The sequence below is a fragment of the Vibrio sp. V04_P4A5T148 genome (genome assembly GCF_963875605.1).
GTDB lineage: Bacteria > Pseudomonadota > Gammaproteobacteria > Enterobacterales > Vibrionaceae > Vibrio > Vibrio anguillarum.
Map to the genome: position 1 here is coordinate 1 of NZ_CAWNMS010000113.1, position 22,309 is coordinate 22,309.

Sequence of the window (22,309 nt, forward strand, 5' to 3'; positions counted from 1 at the left end):
GAAGAACATTGAATGTGTGAATGAGAACGAAACAGCTTTCCGAATTAAGAAATTTGCTTGGCGACCATAGCGTTGTGGACCCACCTGATTCCATGCCGAACTCAGAAGTGAAACACAACAGCGCCGATGGTAGTGTGGGGTCTCCCCATGTGAGAGTAGGACATCGCCAGGCTTTGAATATTGTCTAACCAGACACGCTGCGGAGCGGTAGTTCAGTTGGTTAGAATACCGGCCTGTCACGCCGGGGGTCGCGGGTTCGAGTCCCGTCCGCTCCGCCACTTATTAAGAGCCTCAGCAGTCATGTTGAGGTTTTCTTCAATGAGAAGCATAAATTATTTAGGGGTGTAGCTCCAACTGGCAGAGCAGCGGATTCCAAATCCGCGTGTTGGGAGTTCGAATCTCTCCACCCCTGCCATCTATCAAGCCTCCGCAGAAATGCTGAGGCTTTTTGCTATCTGTTCACTTCCTCTATGATAGCAATCCGAAAAATTAACTAATTCCGTTTACCTCATCCCTTCGGCACATTTTTGTGGCCAGCTCTCTGTACTCAAGCTGTATCCAAGAAAGCGATCCCGAGCGTGAAATAGCCTTAATTAGACTTCAATTGGCATTAAGAGCGGTTTAGCTTATCCATTTACTCAGTAAGTGACGGATGTAACTTTTTAAAAGCACTAGATTATCAGCATAACTTTCCTTGATTATTTTAGTAATTAGGTTCGATTTATTATGCTTAGCGGTTAAAATAACGACGGTTACTTTTAGGAATTCGTTATGGGACAGCTGTCTATTTTAGGTTTTATTGCATTAGGTGGCGCATTTGGCGCATGTGCACGTTATCTAGTTACCGAGCTATGTGTGTTCTTATTAGGACGCGGGTTTCCTTATGGAACGCTCACCGTTAACGTTGTCGGCTCATTTATTATGGGATTATTGATCGCTGCTTTTGAGAGTGAATTACTTGCAACTGAGCCATGGCGCCAGATTATTGGTTTGGGTTTCTTGGGTGCATTAACCACATTTTCTACATTCTCTATGGATAATGTATTGCTGATGCAGCAAGGAGCCTTTCTGAAAATGGGTGTTAATGTCTTATTAAACGTGGTGCTAAGTATCTCAGCGGCTTGGATAGGTTTCCAGTTGTTGATGAGAAGTTAACGAAATCACAATTTCATCTTGGTTAATGGATAGTCTTTCCCTATAATCGTGACTCAACTTGTCGGAGTGCCATAAGGCTGAGACCGTATTTTCGGGATCCGTTGAACCTGATCAGGCTAATACCTGCGAAGGGAACAAGAGAATATAACCTGCTAGTGATCTATCTAGCGTTATATCCTTAAGATCAAAACTCTATTTTGATCAACTCTTGTGCATTAATCCGTCAAGCATTTATCCCTAGTACAAAAAGGAAGATGCTATGTCGAGTCGCAAACAAGCGAGACTGAAAGCCAAACAATTCATTGACACATTGTCTGTCGAACCCTACCCAAATTCCTCTAAAATCTATATTACTGGTTCACGTTCGGATATCCGCGTGCCAATGCGTGAGATTAAACTAGCTGACAGCTTGGTCGGGGGCACAAAGTCCTCACCGATTTATCAACCGAATGAATCTATATGCGTTTATGACACTTCAGGTGTCTATACCGACCCATCTCATACTATCGACTTATATCAAGGTTTGCCTAAATTAAGGGAAAAATGGATCGCTGAGCGGGATGATACCGAGTGGCTTGATGAGGTCAGTTCTGCTTACACTAAAGAACGTTTATTTGATGATACATTGGACGAACTACGTTATGGGAACTTGCCAGCCATACGCCGAGCAAAGAAAGGGAAGTGCGTTACTCAACTTCATTATGCGCGGCAAGGTGTTATCACACCCGAAATGGAATACATTGCCATTCGCGAAAATACGCGACGGGGAGAGTGTATGGATGCACAGCTGAGCCAGCAACATGCAGTGATTCATTTGGGGGCTAATCTACCAAAGCGAATAACTCCTGAGTTTGTGCGTCGTGAAGTTGCCGAAGGACGAGCCATTATCCCGTCGAATATTAACCATCCGGAATCAGAGCCGATGATCATTGGTCGTAATTTTCTCGTCAAAGTGAATGCGAATATCGGTAACTCATCCGTCTCTTCATCAATTGAAGAAGAGGTTGAAAAATTGGTATGGGCAACCCGCTGGGGTGGGGATACCGTGATGGATCTCTCTACTGGGCGCAATATTCACGAAACTCGAGAATGGATTTTGCGTAATAGTCCCGTACCGATTGGCACTGTGCCCATGTATCAAGCATTGGAAAAAGTAAATGGTATTGCGGAGGATTTATCATGGGAAGTAATGCGCGATACCTTACTCGAGCAAGCGGAACAAGGTGTTGATTACTTTACAATTCATGCTGGTTTATTGCTTCGTTATGTGCCAATGACCGCGAAACGTGTTACTGGCATCGTTTCGCGTGGCGGCTCTATTATCGCTAAATGGTGTTTAGCCCATCATACTGAGAGTTTTCTTTACACTCATTTCCGTGAAATTTGTGAAATTTGCGCCAAGTATGACGTTGCCCTTTCCTTAGGGGATGGACTACGGCCAGGATCCATTGCCGATGCTAACGATGAAGCACAATTTGCAGAGCTGCGCACTTTAGGTGAGTTGACCAAAATAGCGTGGGAATATGATGTACAGGTCATTATTGAAGGCCCTGGCCATATCCCCATGCATTTGATTAAAGAGAATATGGATGAACAATTAAAGCATTGCCATGAAGCGCCATTCTATACTTTGGGCCCATTAACTACCGATATTGCTCCGGGATATGATCACATCACTTCCGGTATTGGTGCTGCGATGATTGGCTGGTATGGCTGCGCGATGCTTTGCTATGTAACACCGAAAGAGCACCTTGGTTTACCAAACAAAGAAGATGTTAAAACGGGTTTAATTACTTATAAATTGGCAGCACATGCTGCAGACCTTGCGAAAGGGCACCCGGGAGCACAAGTGCGCGATAATGCGTTATCGAAAGCACGTTTTGAGTTTCGTTGGGAAGACCAATTCAATCTTGCATTAGACCCAGTTACGGCGCGTGCTTTTCACGATGAAACTCTTCCGCAAGAGTCTGGTAAAGTTGCGCATTTTTGCTCTATGTGCGGGCCGAAATTCTGCTCGATGAAAATCTCTCAAGAGGTTCGAGAGTATGCGCTAGATACCAAGCAAGTTGCTGCTGATGCGCTCATTTCCGTTACGCTGCTAGATGACCCGTTACAAGGCATGAGACAGAAATCACAAGAGTTTAAAGCCTCAGGATCAGAGCTTTATCATCCTGCTGTTACTCAACGGTCAGTCGTTAGCGAGGAGTAATTAGATGATTCAATTACTTATCCCCCGTGATGACATTGCGTTGACTGCTCAAGTACAACAGGTTTTGCTATTGGCCAAGCATCATGGTTTTGATATCGATGATATTTTTTGGGGTGCCAGCCCAACTTTATATTGTCAATTAGTAACGCCTTCATACTCATCTTTGATTGGCAGCGATTACTTAGCCTCGTGCGAAGATGCGCTAAGTGTTTTAACTGATAAGCCCAATTTATTCTTGCAATACCAAGTCAATTTTTGCGCTCAAATGCCATTTGAGCACTCCCAGAAACGAGAAACTGGTTTGGTCAAGATAGGGCTTACCGCTGCTGACTCACACGACTATGTTGATGAGTGGTATCACGGAGAAGAGCTGCGTAGTATAAGATACTCTACGAATGCTCATGCTGCTGATGCAAAGAGTGAGCACTTTGCTTGGGTTCTATCATTGTTGTGTCTCGACTTTCCACTAGAGGATGCTTTAGTGGTTGCTCGCGCGGCAATGAGTGTTTCACGTGAAACATGGCCAACGGATAGCCGATATTTTCCTCAGCTACAACATTCAGTAGCTGGCATCTTTGCTGACGATAAACAAAATTATATCTGTTTTCCAAAGATAGACAAAAATATTGGCCTTTACCCTGTTGTGGATAGCGCTGAGTGGGTCGAGCGGTTATTGAAGTTTGATGTAAAGACAATCCAACTGCGAATAAAAGATTCAACACATCCTGATCTTGAATCACAAATTATCGCTGCTATTGAGCTTGGACAAACCTATCAAGCACAGGTTTTCATTAATGATCATTGGCAGCTTGCGATAAAGCATGGTGCTTTTGGCATTCATCTTGGACAAGAAGATCTCACCAATGCAGATTTAGCACAAATTGCTCAAGCTGGGATCTGTTTAGGCATTTCAACTCACGGCTATTATGAGATTCTGAACATCGCTTCACTAAATCCCAGCTATATCGCTTTGGGTCACATATTCCCAACCACCACCAAAATTATGCCCTCTAAGCCACAGGGGCTTGTTAGGTTGAAACTTTACCAGCAGCTAATTGAGAGTTTAAGTTGTGCCGCCAACTCAGATGAAGTTGTAAGTGCAAAAACACCCACAGTTGCAATTGGCGGAATTAACCTAGATAACGCATTGCAAGTTTGGCAGTGCGATGTATCAGGCTTGGCCGTTGTACGTGCAGTAACAGAAGCAAAATCACCTCAGTTGGTCATTGATAGTTTCAATCGAATCATACAAAACCGATTACCAAGTCGTGCTGAGGAGGTATGTGATTATGCTTTCTGATGCGCAATTTATCCGTTATCAAAGACAACTTGCGCTCCCTGAAATAGGTGAGAATGGACAGCAATCTTTACTTGATAGCCGAGTGCTGGTTATTGGTTGTGGTGGTTTAGGATCTGCGGCCGTTTTGTATTTGGCGAGTGCTGGTATTGGACAACTGGTAATAGTGGATGATGACCGAGTTGAAAGTAGCAACTTACCTCGGCAGGTGATCTACCGAGAGAGGCAAATTGGTCAAACCAAAGTCGATGCGATGGCAGAACAAATTAAAGCCATCAACCTTGATTGCAGAGTAAGAGCGATATCTAAACGCCTTATTGGTACTCAGCTCGAACTGGAAGTGCTGAATGCTGATGTCGTTCTTGACTGCACGGATAACATCCACAGTCGTCAGCAAATTAACCAGTTGTGCCGTAAACTAATTAAGCCATTGATTTCAGGTTCGGCTATTGGATGGAAGGGGCAAGTCATTGCTTTTGATCAACTGCCGTTGTCACCTTGTTATCACTGTTTAGTGCCTGATAGCGAACTGCCTGCCGTGCAGCGTTGTAATGAATTCGGTATTCTGGGGCCTGTCGTCGGAATCATCGGAACCCTGCAAGCTTTACAAGCCATCATGATATTGACTCGACAGACGATGCGTAATGCTAACCAACTGACACTGTTTGATGCTCATTTGTTTCAATTCCAAACCTTAAATGTTGTTAAAGATCCTCAGTGCGAGGTGTGTGGGTACCCACAGACTGATCAGATGAAGGGAGAAGCCACATGTCAGATATAACGATCAAGATTAATCAGCAGTTTCATCAAGTTTCAGCGGGAACCAGTATTGCGGATCTCACCAAACTGCTTTCGATCACGATTACCGGTTGCGTGTTTGCCCTGAATCAGAGCGTAGTGCCGCGTAGTGCGTGGTCAACGACCCTATTAAGTGAAGGCGATCAAATATCGCTGTTTCAAGCCATTGCAGGAGGCTAAATGTTAACGATAGCGAATAAACAGTTTGAATCTCGCCTGTTCACTGGTACGGGGAAATTTGCCAACCGAGAGTTAATGACAAAAGCTATTGCCATATCTGGTTCACAAATGGCGACAATGGCATTAAAGCGAGTCGATCTTAATCAACTAAATGATGATATTTTAGCGCCACTTATCGAGTCAGGCGTCCATCTTTTACCCAACACATCGGGTGCGAAAAATGCGAAGGATGCGATTTTTGCAGCCCATTTAGCGCGTGAAGCGTTATCGACATCTTGGCTGAAGCTAGAAATTCATCCCGATCCTAAGTATCTGATGCCTGACCCTATCGAAACGTTAAAGGCAGCGGAACAATTAGTGAAAGATGGATTTATCGTATTACCTTATTGCCATGCTGACCCCGTGTTGTGTAAGCGTTTAGAGGAGGTGGGGTGCGCGGCCGTAATGCCATTAGGTGCGCCAATTGGATCGAATAAGGGGCTGGTCTCACGAGATTTTTTAGAAATCATCATTAACCAAGCTCGTGTACCCGTGATTATTGATGCCGGTATTGGCGCGCCTTCGCATGCGGCTTTTGCGATGGAATTGGGCGCGGATGCTGTCTTAGTTAACACCGCAATTGCGGCCGCGCGCGATCCGATACAAATGGCGTTGGCATTTAAGTTGGCGGTGGAGTCGGGTCGAATGGCTTATGAGGCTGGGCTTGCAACTCAGGTTCATCATGCTATCGCATCCAGCCCTCTAACTGCATTTTTGGATCAATAGCGATGAGCTTTTTAGAACGTTTCAAACAACTCGATTGGGACGATATTGCGTTATCAATCCGTTCCAAAACAGCGTCAGATGTCGAGCGAGCATTGCATAAAGAGAAGCGCGATTTGGAGGATTTCAAGGCATTAATCTCTCCTGCTGCTGAGCTTTATATCGAGCAGTTAGCGCAACTTTCTTACTCACTGACGAGGCAACGCTTTGGCAATACTCTTTCTTTTTATATCCCGCTTTATCTTTCAAATTTGTGTGCCAATGCGTGCACTTATTGTGGATTTTCGATGGAGAATCACATCAAGCGGCGTACATTAAGTTTGTATGAAGTTGAACGTGAATTGGCGGTTATCAAGCAGATGCAGTTTGATAATGTGTTGCTGGTCACTGGTGAGCATGAAACCAAAGTAGGTATGAACTATTTCCGGCAGATACTGCCGTTGATAAAGCGTGAAGTCAGCTATGTTGCTATGGAGGTTCAACCGCTTCAGCAAGCGCACTATGCGGAGCTAAAGAGCTTAGGTTTAGATGCGGTAATGGTATATCAAGAGACTTATCATCCATCGACTTACGCTTTACATCATTTGCGAGGCAACAAAATGGATTTTAACTTTCGCCTAGAAACACCGGACCGACTTGCTCGGGCAGGGATTGATAAGATTGGTCTTGGCGCTTTGATTGGTTTGGAAGATTGGCGGGCCGATTGTTTTTACGTGGCCGCTCACCTGGATTATCTTGAAAAGAGATATTGGAAGACGCGCTATTCGATTTCGTTTCCTCGCTTGCGACCTTGTGAAGGAGGCCTGCAACCTAAATCGGTTATGTCTGACAAGCAGCTGGTTCAGCTCATCTGTGCATTTCGCTTGCTCAATTCAGAAGTGGAACTCTCGCTTTCTACCCGTGAATCGGCGCACTTTAGGGATAAGCTCATTCCACTGGGGATCACCAGCATATCGGCGGGATCAAAAACACAGCCTGGAGGTTATGCAATGCAAGAGGCCGAGCTTGAGCAATTTGTGATTAGCGATGAACGTACAGCCGCACAAGTTGCCGCCGCTGTTAAAGGGCAAGGCTTTGAAGTTGTGTGGCGAGATTGGCATGCTGCCTATTCTGGATGAGGTCATGGCTTGCACGTTTCACGTGAAACATATGGATGCATTCATTAAAGTATGGTGATTTGGCTAATAAGGTGAATTCGAGTTAAGAGAATCATAAGTTTAAGTAAAGGCGACCCGAGGTCGCCTTTCATCTTTCTAGGTTAAGTTACTACACAGAGACTACCTACAGCGCATTTGTTTTATCATGTTGAAGTTTAATCATGCTCAATAGGCAGTGTCGCTTGGCGCAACCACGCTTTGTTATCACCCTCAACGAGTGGACCAACTTGATCCCATACTTTTTGATGGTAGTCATTTAACCATGTGAGCTCTGGTCGAGTTAACATATTGATGTTGATCGCGCGCTTATCAATCGGGCAACGCGTGAGTGACTCAAACCCCAACACAGAGAAATCACCTTGTGTTTCAACTTCGACCACCAGTTCTAAGTTTTCTATACGAATGCCAAACGCATCGGCACGGTAATAACCGGGCTCGTTCGACAGTACCATACCTGGAAGCAGTGCGACGTTGTTGAAAACTTTGCTGATGCGTTGTGGCCCTTCATGGACACTCAAAAAGTGGCCGACTCCATGACCTGTGCCATGATCATAATCGAAGCCATTAGCCCATAGGTGCTGACGGGCAAGTACATCAAGCTGATGACCACAAGTGCCTTTTGGAAAGCGTGCTCTGGCTAGTGCAATATGACCTTTAAGCACTAAAGTGAACTGTTTTTTCATCTCTTCACTGGGGTTACCAATAGCAATGGTACGCGTAATGTCAGTCGTACCGTCACAATATTGGCCGCCAGAATCGACAAGATAAAGTGAGTCTTGGGCTAATTGTCTTGGTTTTACTTGGTTGATGTGGTTGTAATGGCACATAGCTGCATTACTGCCTGCCGCTGAAATAGTATCAAAACTAAGATCGGCTAGAGTTGGATCTTCCTCTCTAAATGCTTGTAAGCGGTCAGATAAATAGCCTTCGTCATGCAGTCTTTGGCTAGCCACTTCATTATCCAACCAAGCAAGAAATTTCGTCATCGCCACACCATCACGCACGTGGCACGCTTTCATTCCAGAGACTTCGGTTGCATTTTTTGCCGCTTTTAGCAGTAAGCACGGATCGGCGTCATTAATGATTTCAGCAGCGGAATTTTGTAAAGTCAGCGTAAACCATGCATTACTGGTAGCAGGATCGATCATCACCTTTTTACCTGCGAGTAAGTTAAGCTGCTTTTCTAATTGATCTGGATGGTGAACGCGAACGCCGCCACCGACATGCTTGTCAAATTCCGCAGGAAGACGAGCAGGGTCAAGGAAGAAATCGACGCTGGAGTCAGCATAAATAATGGCATGGGAAAGTAATACTGGTAATCGGGAAACATCAAGGCCACGGATATTTAGCAGCCAGCAGATGGAATCAAGTTCTGTCAGTACCGCCGCATCAATCTTTTTCTTACTCAGCTGATGAGCTATTTGCTCACGCTTATCATGGCTACTGATACCGACGAGTTCATTACCCATCAAGCGCACTGCTGAAATTGCAGCGCTAGGACGGTCCTTCCATAACTCATCGATTGGGTTACTGCCGACGGCAATAAGCTGTAACTCATCAGACAATTTTGCCTGTGCTGCTTTAAGCCAGCTTGCTCGATGCATGCGCGGATCAAATCCCACTTTACTACCTGAGACCAATGCGCTTTGGAGCCAATCGAGAACGGGCTCTTCAATCAAGTGACGGTACTCAAAGGTTGCCTCTGGCACTTGTTTACGAACTTGCACTGTATAGCGGCCATCCACAAAAATAGCCGCGTTATCGTGGGTGACCACAGCCGCGCCTGCCGAGCCAGTAAAACCAGTTAACCAATGAAGGCGTTCGTTGTGTTGTGGTACATATTCCCCGAGATATTCATCTTCGTGTGGAATGATGATGGCATCAAGCCCTTGTTGTGTGAGCCAGCCACGTAAGGCTGATACGCGTTGTGCGATTGAATCATGCATCTGTGTTATATCCTTTCTCATAACCGTCCGTTGTAGGTGTAGGGAACTGTGCAAATCCATAGCAAACCCTGACTTTATTATTGTGTCTATGGGGTTGTGGCGATGGGGACGAGCTTCAATAAGCTACTCTTTTTATCGAACTGGCGCAAACCGCAGCTTCATCTGAGATGCAGTGTTTTGGTTTGGATCATCTGCCTTAACCAGCTCAATGCGGGGTCACTTTCTCTGTCTCTGTGCCAAAATAACGTATAAGCCATAGGTGGAAATTCCATCGGTAATGGCAAAACGACGAGATCCATCTGCTTGGCTACTAGGTGGGTGAAGTGGCTCGGCGCGGTAAAGATAAAATCAGTATAAGTACAAAGGCTGGCGGCACTATTAAAATCCGGTACTGTAATTGCGATGTCCCTTTCTCGGCCGATATCCGCCAAGCGATAGTCGAGTAGCCAGCGATCATTACCATCGCAGCGTACTTGTACGTGACGTAGCGATAAATAGCGCTCTAACGTCCAATTGTCTCGTAATGCTGGGTGGTCTTTACGTACCACGCACATTTGGCTATCTCGATAGATCTCTTGCTCACAGATATCACTGGGTGGCAGCATTGTTAATTTGGCATCATTGATATCAATGTCCTTGCCGGTAATGCCTAAATCCAACTCACCAAGCTGCAATTTCTTAAAGGTTTGATCATTCCATGAGTGAGTGTTGATGTTGAGGTTTGGACCTTGGCTGAAAATAGCGGGCAAAAAATGGGGGAGAATTAATGGGTAGACGCTTTCTACTGCCGCAATATGAAAACGGTATTCACTGCTTTGTGGTGAAAATTGTTGTGGTTGAGTGAGTAGCTCGAGCTGATTGATGAGAGTGTCGAGTTTGGGTTTGAGATAGAGCGCTTGTGGCGTTGCCTTTAAGCCATGTGAATTACGAATAAACAACGGGTCATTAAACTGCTGACGAAGCTTGGCAAGCGATTTACTGACGGCAGATTGACTCAAACAGAGGCGATGGGCGGCGCGCGTTACGTTCAGTTCTTCTAGCAGTACGGACAGACAAACAAGCAAATTAAGATCGATTCTGGCTAATTTTTCTATATTCATCTGTATTTCCATTTGGGAATAATTGTGATGAGTATAAGCCATTTCTATTCATATCATCATTGCTCTATTATAGCCGAGTTGTAAAAGTGTGTTCTTTCTCATTACTGGAGTGTTTCGTGAAGCAAATAACCTCTGACGCGCATAGCAAGCGTCAATTGGCATTACTGATTTTGTTGGTTCTGTTTAGCCCGTTAGCGATTGATATTTATCTACCAGCTTTACCGCAAATTTCTCAAACGTTTCACGTGGAACACGCTTATGCACAAGATACGATTACTTGGTTTCTGTTTGCTATGGGAGTCGGTCAACTCTTTGCTGGCCCGCTAGCGGACAAACTCGGTCGTCGAACTGTTGCATTAGGAGGGATCAGTATTTATGCATTGAGTGCTTGCTTGGCGTGGGCCGCTCAAAGTATTGAATGGATGCTGATGGCTCGGCTACTACAAGGCTTCGGTGCGTGCGCGACATCGGTAGCGGCTTTTGCAACAGTTCGCGATATTTTTGGCCCACAACGTAGCGGCAAAATGATCAGCTACTTAAATGGTGCAATCTGTTTTATTCCTGCATTAGCGCCAATCCTTGGTAGTTGGTTAACTCAGCAATTTGGCTGGCGCAGTAACTTCAGCTTTATGGCCGGTTTTGCCGTGGTCGCGGGTTTAATGATGGTGATTGGTATGAAAGAAACCAACCCACAAGCCACCGAACAGCAAGCGTTCTTTAAGTTATCGCGTTACTGGTCCGTATTGAAAACACCATCTTTTCTCTTCCATGCTTCATTATGTATGTTAGCGATGGCGGTTATTTTAGCCTATGTCACTTCTGCCCCAGTGGTATTAATGGAAGGTTATGGATTGACCATGAATGAATTTACTTTCTGGTTTGGACTCAATGCCATCATTAATATCGTTGCTTGCCTGAGTGCGCCGAAATTTATGGATAGGTTTGGTACCCATATGGCGCTGGTGGTTGGAATTGGCACGTTATTGGTTGCGGGGACTACCATGGTCGCGCTGGCACAACAGAAAACGGCGATTGCCTTTATGCTGCCCATTTTTATGTCATCAATCGGTTTTGCTTGGATTCTGGGAGCGGCCGCAGGAAAAGCACTGGCGCCATTTGGTGACCGTGCGGGAACCGCCGCAGCACTGCTTGGTTTGTTTCAGATGAGTGGTGCTGGCCTGTTAGTTGGCACCATGCAGCGTGTTGGGTTAGAGCCTCAGATATTAATTGCACTGCAAATGTGGCTGATTGCGCCAGCGTTGTTTATCCTGTTTTCTAAAGCAGGGCGTTATTGGCATCAATTAGTGGTGAATTAATAAATTGTCACCTGCTGTTTTATATTCTTTTTAACGGGTGTATATTTAGTCACTTAATTATTTCAATTGCACTTTGGAAACGAAACAACAATGTCAATGACAACCTATGAAATGGCTCGAATTTGGGAACAACTCGACGAGTCTCCAGAAAAGGTCATGTTCGGAAAATTGCTGAATGAATTAGGCAACCAAAGTAGTGAGCGTATTCGCAGTGCCGCCAAACAAGTACCATTACCAGTTCTGCGTGATTTAGTCTTTCAGTTTCAACAAGTGATTGAAGCGCGTAAAGGCGAGCAAGTCGAAATCATGGCGAAGGAATTGGCAAAGCAGGGTATTTCGGCTGAAGAGCTTTTAACTTATCTGAACAAATAATTTATTATCAGTACCGATGCCATAGCCCGGAATTTAGTTTCGGGCTTTTTATTGCGTGGTGTTTGCGGCTTCGGTGATTAAGGATTCACATTTCGGTTAATCGGGTTCTGCAAGGAAATAAGCGTCTCTGTGGATTGCACTTCATCAATTGCCTGTAATTTGTCGATCAGCACAAATTGTAATTCCTCAATCGAGCGGCACATTAACTTCACAAAAATATTATAGGCTCCTGTGGTGTAATAGGCTTCCACCACTTCATCCAGCGCATTGAGTTTGGCGAGCGCCGAATGGTAGTCTCGCGCGGCATTGAGATTGATACCGATAAAACAACACACGTCATAACCCAATTTTTTGGTATTGACGATCACTTCCGTACCCTGAATGATATCGGCCGATTTCATCTTTTCAATGCGAACATGGATAGTGGCAGGACTAACGTTGAACTGCTTGGCCATTTCTGCGTAGGGCGTGCGTGCATCGTCCATTAAAATTTTTAAAATGGCGCGGTCGAGTTCGTCCAGTTTAGCGGTAGTGGCTTGCATCACAGCATCCTTATCATTGAAATGGTTCGCTCAGTTTATCACTGGTCGTTGTTTCTCGTAAGCCGCCGTTTAAGAAAAGCGATAAGCTTTAGTCACGTCAGTGAAAATTGGGTAAACTCAAGCCTCCTCATTATTTCTTTTGTTTCGGAGTTAACTTGCAGCTACAACTGATTTGCGAAGTTCCTGCTCAGCAAGCACATTTGGATACATTAGCCGCGCGCTGGGGATTAAAACCATGCGCTGAGAGCCCATTTGCCTTGGTATTAACTCAGTATCGTCTTGAGTTGCGTAAACTGGATGAGCCTAAACTCGGCGCTATTTATGTCGATTTAGTCACGGGGGCGGTTGCTCACCGACGTAAATTTGGTGGCGGTAAAGGTCAGTCGATAGCCAAAGCTGCTGGACTAAACAAAGGAGCGACACCGACCGTGTTAGATGCAACGGCTGGGTTAGGTCGTGATGCTTTTGTGTTGGCCTCGCTTGGCTGTAAAGTGCAAATGGTCGAGCGGCATCCCGTTGTGGCCGCGCTGCTCGATGATGGTTTAGAGCGTGCCAAGCAAGATGCAGAGATTGGTGGCTGGGTAAGCGAGCGAATGTCGTTACTTCACGCTTCGAGTCATGATGCGCTCGAAAAACTGGCGCAAGATGAAAATTTTGTAAAGCCAGATGTGGTGTATCTTGACCCCATGTACCCGCACCCGGAAAGTAAAAAACAAACGGCTTTGGTAAAAAAGGAGATGCGCGTCTTTCAATCGCTGGTGGGCGCTGACTTGGATGCTGATGCATTATTAAATCCAGCCTTGAGTTTGGCGACCAAACGCGTGGTGGTGAAGCGTCCTGACTATGCCGATTGGTTAGACAAACAAAAGCCGAGTATGGCGATTGAAACCAAGAAAAATCGTTTTGATGTGTATGTGAAAGCGGCGATGGTCTAACGCATTCAATACGTTAGCTTTGGCGAGAAAATCTCGTGGCCCATAGATGTAATTTAGTGCTTGCTTAATCGTGTTTGGAATTGTATATCTAACTAATAATTATTCCTATTCGTGATCGAGGCGTACATGAATAAGCGTTTATGCAAATTGAACCGACACGATATTACTAGCCAGCTTGGGGATATCCATCAGATTGTGGCTGCGCCAAAATTTCTTTGTCGCTCATGTGCTCGTTCATCATCGGATAAAAACACGCTGTGTAAGCCTGCTGCTATTCCGAGTGCATCGACAAAGCTTGTTTCGGAAGGGAAGAAACAACTGCGCTCTGGTACGTCAGATGGCATGACGGACAAAGGTAAAAAGGCCGCCAAGCGATCGGAAAAACAGAACAAGAAAGCGTTAAAAAAACAAAAAAAAGTACTGAAGAAGTTAGAGAAAGTGCTGAAACAGCAGCAAAAACTGTTAAAGAAACACCCTGCATTACAAGTAAAGTTTGCCGATGTGAATCAACGAATTTCTTCGGTTAGTGAACGTTCACTACAACGGCAGATTCACTAAAAACAGATAGTTTACTAAAAATAGATGGTTTACTGAAAACAGATGGTGAGTTAAACCGAGCTACGATGGCCCTTTTTCAACAACAAAGCCCGCGATGATTGCGGGCTTTGTTGTTTTTAACGCTCAACCTGATTCAGTGAGTACGGCTGGCAGCGACTTTGCGCTTTACCCAAGTTTCATTGACCCACAGTGAGAGCAAAATGATCACGCCGCCAATTGCAAGGCGCATTAAATCTACGTCGCGATTCCAAATCAGAATATTCACCACTAATCCTGCGGGAACCAGCGCATTATTCATAATCGCTAATGCGCCTGCATTGACTAAACAGGCTCCTTTGTTCCACACGAAGTAACCAAGCCCAGAAGCAATTACCCCTAAGTAGATCAAAATACCCCATTGCAAAGAGGTAGTGGGCAGTTTTTCACTATTACCAAACAGTAAAAATGCCACGCTTGCCACCACCAATGCACCTAAGTAGAAATAACCGAATACGCTGTGTTGCGCTAAAGTGATGGTCTCTTTTTCCATGACGTATTTATAAGCCACTTGGCCGATAGCAAAACAGAGGTTAGCCCCTTGCACCACCAAAAAACCCAGCAAAAAGTGCTCGTTTATTGCTGCAAATTTAATAAAAACGGCACCGATTACGGCAATGGCCGCCGTCACTAAGTACCACGGAGAAAAGCGGCCTTTCAGTAGATCGTAGATCAGCGTGACGTAGATTGGTGTAAACACCGTAAACAGCAAAACTTCAGGAACCGATAGCAGTAAAAATGATTGATAGTAGAAACAGTACATCAGGCCCAGTTGAATTCCACCAATGGTCATCAACTTAGCGATCAACGGAGCGGGAACGGTTTTAAACCTGATCAAAGGTAGAAATACTAAGCTCGCTAATGCAACGCGCATCCAAACCGCGAACCAAGAATCGACTTGACCGGCGAGATAAACGCCGATCAAGCTAAATGAAAATGCCCAAAGTAGGGTGACTGCAGAGAGATAGGCCATAACAAACAACGCTGAACAGTAAATAACCCGCAGTCTAACCGAGTTTTGGCTTGTCGTCAGTCGTGAAGTGGTATTACAAGCATGTCGACTGGCGAACAGTTAATCAGTTGCCGAGTGGATGAGAGTAACTTGCTCCAAAAATCTTGATGATGACCGCAGACCACCAAATCAACACTGAATTCGGCGATGGTTTCGCAGAGCTCATTACTGAGGTCGCCGCTGCCTACTAGTGTATGGCGGATAGGGTATTGCGCGTGTTCCGCTAAGGCTTGCAGCTGCTTTTGTGACGCTTCCATCGCGTGATGTTGAGTTTCTGCTAAATTGATATCAATGAGTCCGGTATACAGCTCGGCATAGTTGACATCAATGTGAATGAAAGAAACGTCAGCATCGAGTGGTTTTGCCAGTGCAACAGCTTTGTCGACTAAGAGTTTACTGTCTTCTGAAAGATCAATGGCAACCAAAATATGTTGATAACTCATTGTATTATCTCCTGATGGGGTACTGATTAAAGATTAGCACTGAGGCCGAGAGTTTTTTGTCGTCGTGATCTCATATCCGCATACCTGACTCAAAGTGTTATGGTGAGGTTCATGGTATAGTCAATTCAAATCGTTACATAAACTAGGAGTCGACATGTTGTCACAAGCTATGGTTGAAAAACTGAATGAACAAATTAATCTGGAATTTTTTTCATCCAATCTATACTTACAAATGAGTGCTTGGTGTGAAGATAAAGGATTTGAAGGTGCTGCCGAGTTTTTACGCGCTCATGCCGTAGAAGAAATGCAGCACATGCAGCGTTTATTCACCTACGTGAGTGAAACGGGTGCACTGCCTATCCTTGGTGCGATCGCAGCGCCAAAACATAAGTTTACGAGCCTTGGTGAAGTGTTTCGCGAAACTTATCAACATGAGCAGATGATTACTCAGCAGATTAATAAACTCGCTCATGCGGCGTTCACATCTCAAGACTACTCAACGTTTAACTTCCTTCAGTGGTACGTTGCGGAGCAACATGAAGAAGAGAAGTTGTTTAAAGGGATTTTAGATAAGCTAGAGCTTGTGGGTGATGATGGTAAGGCGCTGTTCTTCATCGACAAAGACCTAGCCGCAATGGCAAAAGCCGGCTCATCTTCTGTAATGGATACCCAAGCTGTGTAATCGCAGCAGAAAGAGTATGAAGCGATCGTCTTTTTCTTTGGGTTCTATGCAAAGGTGTAGGGAGGAAAAGATGATCACTGGGGATACAATTTTATTTGCGCTAATGCTGGTCACTGGGGTTAACCTAGTCAGGTATCTTACGGCGCTACGCTCACTTATTTACATCATGCGTGAAGCTCATCCATTGCTTTATCAACAAGTGGATGGCGGTGGCTTTTTTACCACTCACGGTAATGTCACCAAGCAGGTTCGTCTTTTCCATTATTTGAAAGGTAAAGAGTATCACCATCACCACGATCCCCTATTTACGGGCAAGTGTGATCGCGTTAGAGCGCTGTTTATCTTGTCGATGTCATTGCTGGCGGTGACAACCTTCGCGGCTTGTATCGTATAACTGAGCCAGTCATTGTATTGATTAAAGGAGCTATCGTGCTCCTTTTTTATCGTCTGTATAAAGTCATCGACTTATTTCTTCACTATTATGCATCTTCATTGTGCGGCGACTATTATTAGCAAGAGCAATCGAAAGGAGAAAAATAATGGATGAAAAAGCACTGCTCGCACGTTTGAATGAGTTACCTCGTATTCAACAAGTATTACAAGAACTACTCGAAATGGTTAATAAGGAAGAGGTCGATTTTGGTGCGCTCACAAAAAAAATTGCCATGGAACAAGTGTTGAGTGCGCGGCTGCTTCGCCTTGCAAATTCGGCACATTTTGGCGGAAGCCGCACAGTGGCCTCTATCAATGATGCGGTGATTCGTGTCGGAAGTGGCTCGGTGAGAACTATGGTGGTGGCATCGGTATTATCCAGCGCTTTTCCTAAAATTGAAACCTTGGATCTGCAGCAATATTGGTCCGATACCTTTGAAATTGCCATTATCGCCAGCAAACTGGGGGCCGCTTGTAAACTCGATGCCAATAGCGTTTTTACTACCGGAATATTGCACAACATTGGCCAATTGATGATCCACACATTAGCGCCGCAAGAAGCGTTGAAAATTCGCCTTTGTGTTGATGCTGGTGAAGTTGAACTAGAAGCACAACAGCAAATCATTCATACCGATGCGAATGTACTGGGGGCGAAGCTAGCCAAAGCTTGGAAGTTTCCTGATGAGATGGTCGATGCGATCGCCTACTCTGCGCAGCCAGAAAAAGCGCAGCTTTCACCAAAACTTGCCCGTGTATTGCATTTTGCCCGTGATATCCACCATCAATGGGATATCCTGACCGAAAAAGAAAAACGCTTATTTCTGGCTGAGCACCCAGATGCTCGTGTGCTGGCAATATCTGCCACATTTGCTGAAACAATTGACGCCGTTCGCGGAAAAGGGCGCGAGCTTGCCGAGCAGCTCGTCTAATACCGTCGCTGGTGGATTAACCTTGTCTTCACTCAATTAGTCGTTAAAATGTCCCCCATTGATAAGGATGTACGCCACTAGCGCTGCATCCTTTTTGTTTGTCATTAGGTGCGTGTGCGTCTAATTAAATGAAGGTGAAAGCATGAGTCAGTCGTTTGATGTTGTCGTTATTGGTGCTGGCGCCGCCGGGCTAATGTGCGCCGCGCAAGCTGGCCTGCGCGGGCGCAGCGTATGCGTTCTCGATCATGCCAAAAAGCCTGGCCGTAAAATTTTGATCTCAGGTGGCGGTCGCTGTAATTTCACCAATTATGAACTATCGGCCGCCAACTATTTATGCCGCAATCCCCATTTCGTTAAATCAGCGTTATCGCAGTACAGCCAGTGGGACTTTATCTCGCTGGTCAGTAAATACAATATTGCGTTTGAAGAGCGCGATCATGGCCAGCTCTTTTGCCTTGATTCGGCGAAGGACATCGTCAATATTTTGCTAAAAGAGTGCGATTTACCGACGGTCAAGCAGCGTTATCAAGTCGAGATTCAATCGATAGAGAAGGTGCCAAACGGCTTTCAGCTCACCACCAATGACGGGCCGATCGAGTGCCAGTCACTGGTGGTCGCAACGGGTGGCTTGTCGATGCCCAAGCTTGGTGCGACTCCTTTTGGTTACAAAATTGCAGAGCAGTTTGGACTGGCGGTGATCCCAACCACGGCCGGGCTCGTGCCTTTTACACTGCATAAACAAGATAAAGAAGATTTCGCCGAACTGGCCGGCATTGCCATTCCAACTGAAATCACTACTGAAGATGGCACTGTGTTTAAAGAAGCACTGCTGTTTACTCATCGTGGTTTATCTGGGCCGGCGGTGTTGCAAATTTCTTCTTACTGGAAAGCGGGGCAGAAGGTCAGTATCAACTTAGTGCCGGAAGTAGACATCGAGCGGCTATTGAATGAATCACGTGAAGCACACCCAAATCAAAGCTTAAAAAACACACTCGCAAAAGTACTGCCTAAGCGTTTGGTTGAAGTGCTGATTGAGCGTAAAGCTTTTGTCGATAAACCGCTCAAACAGTTAAACCCACACGAAATAACCGCTATCGCACACGATTTACAACATTGGCCGATTCTTCCCAATGGTACTGAAGGTTATCGCACAGCCGAAGTCACATTAGGTGGCGTAGACACCGATTGCCTCTCATCGAAAACCATGGAATGCAAATCGGTTCCTGGCCTCTATTTTATTGGTGAGGTAATGGATGTAACGGGCTGGCTTGGCGGCTATAATTTCCAATGGTGTTGGTCAAGCGGCTATGTCGCCGGACAGTGGGTGTAATTCCGCACACCTTGGTCCTTATGGTACTAAAATACTCCCATTATGGGTTTTGGTGCTGCTTTAGTAACTCGGTTGCTTCTTTAACACCAACCGGCCTGCCTAAATAATATCCTTGACCGAATTGGCAACCAATGCTGTTAAGGTAATGACGTTGCTGTTCATCTTCAATACCTTCGGCTGTAATGTTGAGTGACAGACTTTTTCCCATGGCCACAACGGCGGCAACAATGGCGTTACTTTCCGAGTTGTCGGGTATGTCGTGAATAAAGGAGCGATCGATTTTAAGCTTCTGCAGCGGTAAGCCTTTTAAATACGATAGTGATGAGTAGCCCGTTCCAAAATCATCTAATGCGATACGAATGCCTTGTTCGACAATTTTTTGCAGGTCATGAATCGCTTTTTGTTGGTTTTCAATTAGAAAGCCTTCAGTGATCTCGAGTTCTAACTTACATGCGGGGAATTGTGAGTGCGCTAAAATTGCCTTCAGTTTACTAAGAAAGTTAGCTTGCTTAAGCTGAATGGTTGAAATATTAATAGCCAAAGTATCGATATGATATCCATCATCGAACCATTTTTTTCCTTGTTCGCAGGCCGTACGCAGTACCCACTCTCCAATTGAAGTAATGAGGCCAGATTTTTCGGCAATCGGAATAAATTCGGCGGGAGAAATTTGACCAAGTTGAGGGTGTTGCCAACGAATCAGGGCTTCAAAACCGAGCAATTTGTTACTGCTTAGTTCAAATTGGGGCTGATAGACGAGATAAAATTGGTCATGCTCCAGCGCTTGGTATAGTGCTGATTGCAAGCGGATTTGCGTTAAGGCTATGTCAGTCAGTTCTGGTGAGTAGAACGCATAACCATTGCGGCCATTTTTTTTCGCTTGATACATGGCTGTGTCAGCATTTTTTAATAATGCTTCTGGTGTCTCACCATCTTGTGGGTAGATTGCCACACCGATACTTGTCGATAAACGTAATGACTCCTCCCCGAGCACAATATGCTGTTCAAAAATCGAAAAAATCTTAGAGATAATGGGGCTTAAGTGACTATCTTGAGCAAGGTGGGTTAATAATATTACAAATTCATCACTACCAATTCGTGCAAGGTGATCCGTATCGGTCAAGCAGGTTTTAAGGCGATTGGCAATCTCAATAAGTGCCTGATCGCCACTATAGTGGCCAAAGCTGTCATTAATATGCTTAAAGTGGTCGATATCTAAAAACAGTATGGCGAATGACTCCCCAATCTTTTGGCTATGTTTGATTTGTACTGCCATTTCTCGTAGAGCGGTTGTTCGGTTGGGTAGCGTCGTCAATACATCAAAATGCGCCAACTGTTTGATGGTTTCTTCGTGCTCGCGGCGAAGGGAAATATCTTCAAAAACACAAATGTAATTGACCACTTCTAGTTCATTATCAAATACCGGAGTAATGGTCGATAACTGAGGATAGAGGCTACCGTTTTTGCGTCGATTAACAAATTCACCTTTCCACGGCTTTTTATCGCGGATGGTTTGCCATATCTGCTGGTAAAAGGAGGCATCATGATAACCCGACTGTAGAATGCGCGGGTTGTTACCTAGCACTTCTTCTGCTTGGTACCCCGTAATGGCACTAAAGGCAACATTGACGCTGATGATGTTGGCTTGTGCATCCGTGATCACGACGCCTTCACGTGAATGATTAAATATTTGTGTTGTGAGGTTGAGTTGGTTTTCGAGTTGGCGATAGCGGGAGATATCTCTAGTCATGCCGAGCACGCCAAGCAAGGTATGCCCATCAGTAGAATAAACCGGGGATTTGCTTGTTTCGTACCAGTGCTGTTGTTCGTTGGAGGTAAGTTGCGAGCAGCGGTCGGTTACTAAAGGTCGTTTTTGGTCTACAACCCATTGATCTGCTTCGATGAATTTCTGAGCAAGTTCAGCGCCAAAAAGTTGCTCATCTGTGCTACCAACAATATGTGACTTTTTTTTGTTCCAAGCTTGTTCTACAGCCTTGTTACACAGTACATACACGCCGTTCAGATCTTTTAACCAAACATGCTCATCAAGGCTGTCTAAAAACTCCTGTAAGCTCGGGAGCAGGTTGTTAGGTTCTTTATTCATCATCGTCACACTTCGTTACTTACTGCGATAGCTATCGCAGTGTATCAGTATAGCAGAGCTGATCAGCACAACAGAGCCACAATTTAGCCTTCATTGAGGGTTGGCAGTGCTTTTTTTCGCTTCATTTGCTGTACTAATAATCCCAACATAATAAATATCAAACCGATTAGTGTTGTCGGGTGAATGGCTTCCCCGATAATCGTTGCTAGCAGAATGAGCGAGATAAATGGGGAGGCAAAGATTAGGTTGCTGATGCGGGCGGTGTTTTGCGTTAGTTTGAGAGCGCTCAGCCACAAAACAAAGGTGATCCCCATTTCAAACAAGCCGACATAAGTGACAGCTGCCCATCCTTGAAGGCTAATGTGCTGCCATTGTGCTCCTTCATAATAACTAAGCACAAAAGCAAGCGGAGTCGCGACTAAGAAGCCGAGTAGTACGCCAACAACAGGATCCGCTTGGTTTTTGGTATTTAAAATCCAGTATCCTGCCCAAAGCAAAGTGGATAAAAGCGCTAGCCCAACACCCAACGGGCTATCAAACTGCATGGCCAAAATATCACCTTTAGTCGCGATAACTATCACTCCAAAATAGCTCAGTGCACACGCTATCCAGTCTTGTTTACGAATGGTTTGTCCTAAAAATACAGCGGCCATCAGTGTCAGGGTGATGGCCCAACTGTAGTTGATCGCTTGCGCTTGAGAGGCGGGCAGCAGTGAGTAGGCCTTAAACAGAATGAGGTAGTATGCGAGAGGATTAATTAAGCCCAATAACAAGTAATACCAAGGGTTAGCGAGAAAGGTACTCACCACTTGGTTGAGTTTGCTTTGTTGCGCGCAAATGCCCAGCAGTATGCATCCAGAGACAGCACTCGCAACCGTCAGCATCTGGATCGGCGTAAATTCAGCCAGCGTAAGTTTGAAAGCCGTGGCAACCGTTGACCACAATAATACTGCCAATAACCCAAATCCCAATGCGCGTCGCTCGTTCATATGGCCTCATTTTTAGTGACTAAAC

22 protein-coding genes, 2 tRNA genes, 1 rRNA gene and 1 riboswitch are annotated in these 22,309 nt (G+C 45.2%); of the genes, 18 read left to right on the forward strand and 7 right to left on the reverse strand.

The window, feature by feature from the left end; genetic code table 11:
- Window positions 1-56: 56 nt before the first annotated feature.
- The 10 genes from rrf (at window position 57) to thiH (ending at window position 7,519) form a co-directional block, all read left to right on the forward strand.
- Window positions 57-172: ribosomal RNA gene (gene rrf, locus AACT18_RS17705) — 5S ribosomal RNA — on the forward strand.
- A 29-nt stretch (window positions 173-201) separates the two neighbouring features.
- Window positions 202-278 (forward strand) — tRNA-Asp (locus AACT18_RS17710).
- A 60-nt stretch (window positions 279-338) separates the two neighbouring features.
- Window positions 339-415, forward strand: a tRNA-Trp gene (locus AACT18_RS17715).
- A gap of 356 nt (window positions 416-771) precedes the next feature.
- On the forward strand, window positions 772-1,155 hold the full coding sequence (crcB, locus tag AACT18_RS17720) for a fluoride efflux transporter CrcB (RefSeq protein WP_013855606.1): 384 nt from the start codon (window positions 772-774) through the stop codon (window positions 1,153-1,155).
- Between the two features lie 52 nt (window positions 1,156-1,207).
- A riboswitch (TPP riboswitch) is annotated at window positions 1,208-1,306 on the forward strand.
- 108 nt (window positions 1,307-1,414) lie between these two features.
- Window positions 1,415-3,364 carry a phosphomethylpyrimidine synthase ThiC gene (thiC, locus tag AACT18_RS17725; protein WP_094125627.1) on the forward strand — a complete coding sequence of 650 codons (1,950 nt, stop codon included), beginning with the start codon at window positions 1,415-1,417 and terminating at the stop codon, window positions 3,362-3,364.
- Window positions 3,365-3,368: 4 nt separating this feature from the next.
- On the forward strand, window positions 3,369-4,664 hold the full coding sequence (thiE, locus tag AACT18_RS17730; protein WP_094142990.1) for a thiamine phosphate synthase: 1,296 nt from the start codon (window positions 3,369-3,371) through the stop codon (window positions 4,662-4,664).
- The gene (locus tag AACT18_RS17735; protein ID WP_094124726.1) at window positions 4,654-5,442 is read left to right on the forward strand and encodes a HesA/MoeB/ThiF family protein; all 789 of its coding nucleotides are present in this window, start codon (window positions 4,654-4,656) and stop codon (window positions 5,440-5,442) included. The genes thiE and AACT18_RS17735 overlap by 11 nt, the downstream gene beginning before the upstream one ends.
- Window positions 5,430-5,639 (forward strand): sulfur carrier protein ThiS, encoded by a 210-nt coding sequence (thiS, locus tag AACT18_RS17740; RefSeq protein ID WP_010319419.1) that lies wholly within the window; start codon window positions 5,430-5,432, stop codon window positions 5,637-5,639. Before AACT18_RS17735 ends, thiS begins: the two co-directional genes overlap by 13 nt.
- Window positions 5,640-6,404, forward strand: a complete 765-nt coding sequence (locus AACT18_RS17745) for a thiazole synthase (RefSeq protein WP_019281193.1) — start codon at window positions 5,640-5,642, stop codon at window positions 6,402-6,404.
- Window positions 6,405-6,406: 2 nt separating this feature from the next.
- Window positions 6,407-7,519: a 2-iminoacetate synthase ThiH gene (thiH, locus tag AACT18_RS17750; RefSeq protein WP_094124725.1), complete on the forward strand. Its 1,113-nt coding sequence runs from the start codon at window positions 6,407-6,409 to the stop codon at window positions 7,517-7,519.
- 194 nt (window positions 7,520-7,713) lie between these two features.
- Here thiH and AACT18_RS17755 read toward each other — a convergent pair whose 3' ends face one another.
- A complete protein-coding gene (locus AACT18_RS17755) occupies window positions 7,714-9,504 on the reverse strand; it encodes an aminopeptidase P family protein (RefSeq protein ID WP_176428301.1) in 1,791 nt (596 codons plus the stop codon).
- Between the two features lie 158 nt (window positions 9,505-9,662).
- Window positions 9,663-10,604 carry a LysR family transcriptional regulator gene (locus AACT18_RS17760; protein WP_026027502.1) on the reverse strand — a complete coding sequence of 314 codons (942 nt, stop codon included), beginning with the start codon at window positions 10,602-10,604 and terminating at the stop codon, window positions 9,663-9,665.
- Between the two features lie 116 nt (window positions 10,605-10,720).
- Here AACT18_RS17760 and AACT18_RS17765 point away from each other — a divergent pair, with 116 nt between their 5' ends.
- Window positions 10,721-11,920, forward strand: coding sequence for a multidrug effflux MFS transporter (locus tag AACT18_RS17765; RefSeq protein ID WP_010319414.1), 1,200 nt, complete (start codon window positions 10,721-10,723; stop codon window positions 11,918-11,920).
- 90 nt (window positions 11,921-12,010) lie between these two features.
- Window positions 12,011-12,292: an H-NS-like global regulator TsrA gene (tsrA, locus tag AACT18_RS17770; protein ID WP_017044523.1), complete on the forward strand. Its 282-nt coding sequence runs from the start codon at window positions 12,011-12,013 to the stop codon at window positions 12,290-12,292.
- 77 nt (window positions 12,293-12,369) lie between these two features.
- Here tsrA and asnC read toward each other — a convergent pair whose 3' ends face one another.
- Window positions 12,370-12,834 carry a transcriptional regulator AsnC gene (gene asnC / locus AACT18_RS17775; RefSeq protein ID WP_010319577.1) on the reverse strand — a complete coding sequence of 155 codons (465 nt, stop codon included), beginning with the start codon at window positions 12,832-12,834 and terminating at the stop codon, window positions 12,370-12,372.
- A gap of 155 nt (window positions 12,835-12,989) precedes the next feature.
- On the opposite strand from asnC, the gene AACT18_RS17780 reads away from it, so the two are divergent.
- Both AACT18_RS17780 and AACT18_RS17785 read left to right on the forward strand, forming a co-directional pair.
- Window positions 12,990-13,769 (forward strand): class I SAM-dependent methyltransferase, encoded by a 780-nt coding sequence (locus AACT18_RS17780; protein ID WP_026028252.1) that lies wholly within the window; start codon window positions 12,990-12,992, stop codon window positions 13,767-13,769.
- A gap of 111 nt (window positions 13,770-13,880) precedes the next feature.
- Entirely contained in the window at window positions 13,881-14,327 is a 447-nt protein-coding gene (locus AACT18_RS17785; RefSeq protein ID WP_017048432.1) for a hypothetical protein, read from the forward strand.
- Between the two features lie 133 nt (window positions 14,328-14,460).
- Here the strand turns inward: AACT18_RS17785 and AACT18_RS17790 are convergent, their stop codons facing one another.
- Window positions 14,461-15,336, reverse strand: coding sequence for a carboxylate/amino acid/amine transporter (locus tag AACT18_RS17790; RefSeq protein WP_026028509.1), 876 nt, complete (start codon window positions 15,334-15,336; stop codon window positions 14,461-14,463).
- Between the two features lie 56 nt (window positions 15,337-15,392).
- Window positions 15,393-15,818 (reverse strand): universal stress protein, encoded by a 426-nt coding sequence (locus tag AACT18_RS17795; protein ID WP_010319581.1) that lies wholly within the window; start codon window positions 15,816-15,818, stop codon window positions 15,393-15,395.
- A 154-nt stretch (window positions 15,819-15,972) separates the two neighbouring features.
- Here AACT18_RS17795 and ftnA point away from each other — a divergent pair, with 154 nt between their 5' ends.
- The 4 genes from ftnA (at window position 15,973) to AACT18_RS17815 (ending at window position 19,191) form a co-directional block, all read left to right on the forward strand.
- Window positions 15,973-16,500 carry a non-heme ferritin gene (ftnA, locus tag AACT18_RS17800; RefSeq protein WP_013855622.1) on the forward strand — a complete coding sequence of 176 codons (528 nt, stop codon included), beginning with the start codon at window positions 15,973-15,975 and terminating at the stop codon, window positions 16,498-16,500.
- A 70-nt stretch (window positions 16,501-16,570) separates the two neighbouring features.
- On the forward strand, window positions 16,571-16,894 hold the full coding sequence (uspB, locus tag AACT18_RS17805; protein ID WP_010319583.1) for a universal stress protein UspB: 324 nt from the start codon (window positions 16,571-16,573) through the stop codon (window positions 16,892-16,894).
- A 145-nt stretch (window positions 16,895-17,039) separates the two neighbouring features.
- On the forward strand, window positions 17,040-17,861 hold the full coding sequence (locus AACT18_RS17810) for an HDOD domain-containing protein (RefSeq protein WP_176428300.1): 822 nt from the start codon (window positions 17,040-17,042) through the stop codon (window positions 17,859-17,861).
- Between the two features lie 142 nt (window positions 17,862-18,003).
- Window positions 18,004-19,191, forward strand: coding sequence for an NAD(P)/FAD-dependent oxidoreductase (locus AACT18_RS17815; protein ID WP_094124722.1), 1,188 nt, complete (start codon window positions 18,004-18,006; stop codon window positions 19,189-19,191).
- Between the two features lie 40 nt (window positions 19,192-19,231).
- Here the strand turns inward: AACT18_RS17815 and AACT18_RS17820 are convergent, their stop codons facing one another.
- Window positions 19,232-21,298 carry a sensor domain-containing protein gene (locus tag AACT18_RS17820; protein WP_094124721.1) on the reverse strand — a complete coding sequence of 689 codons (2,067 nt, stop codon included), beginning with the start codon at window positions 21,296-21,298 and terminating at the stop codon, window positions 19,232-19,234.
- Between the two features lie 80 nt (window positions 21,299-21,378).
- Window positions 21,379-22,284, reverse strand: a complete 906-nt coding sequence (locus AACT18_RS17825; RefSeq protein ID WP_094124720.1) for a DMT family transporter — start codon at window positions 22,282-22,284, stop codon at window positions 21,379-21,381.
- Between the last annotated feature and the right edge of the window lie 25 nt (window positions 22,285-22,309).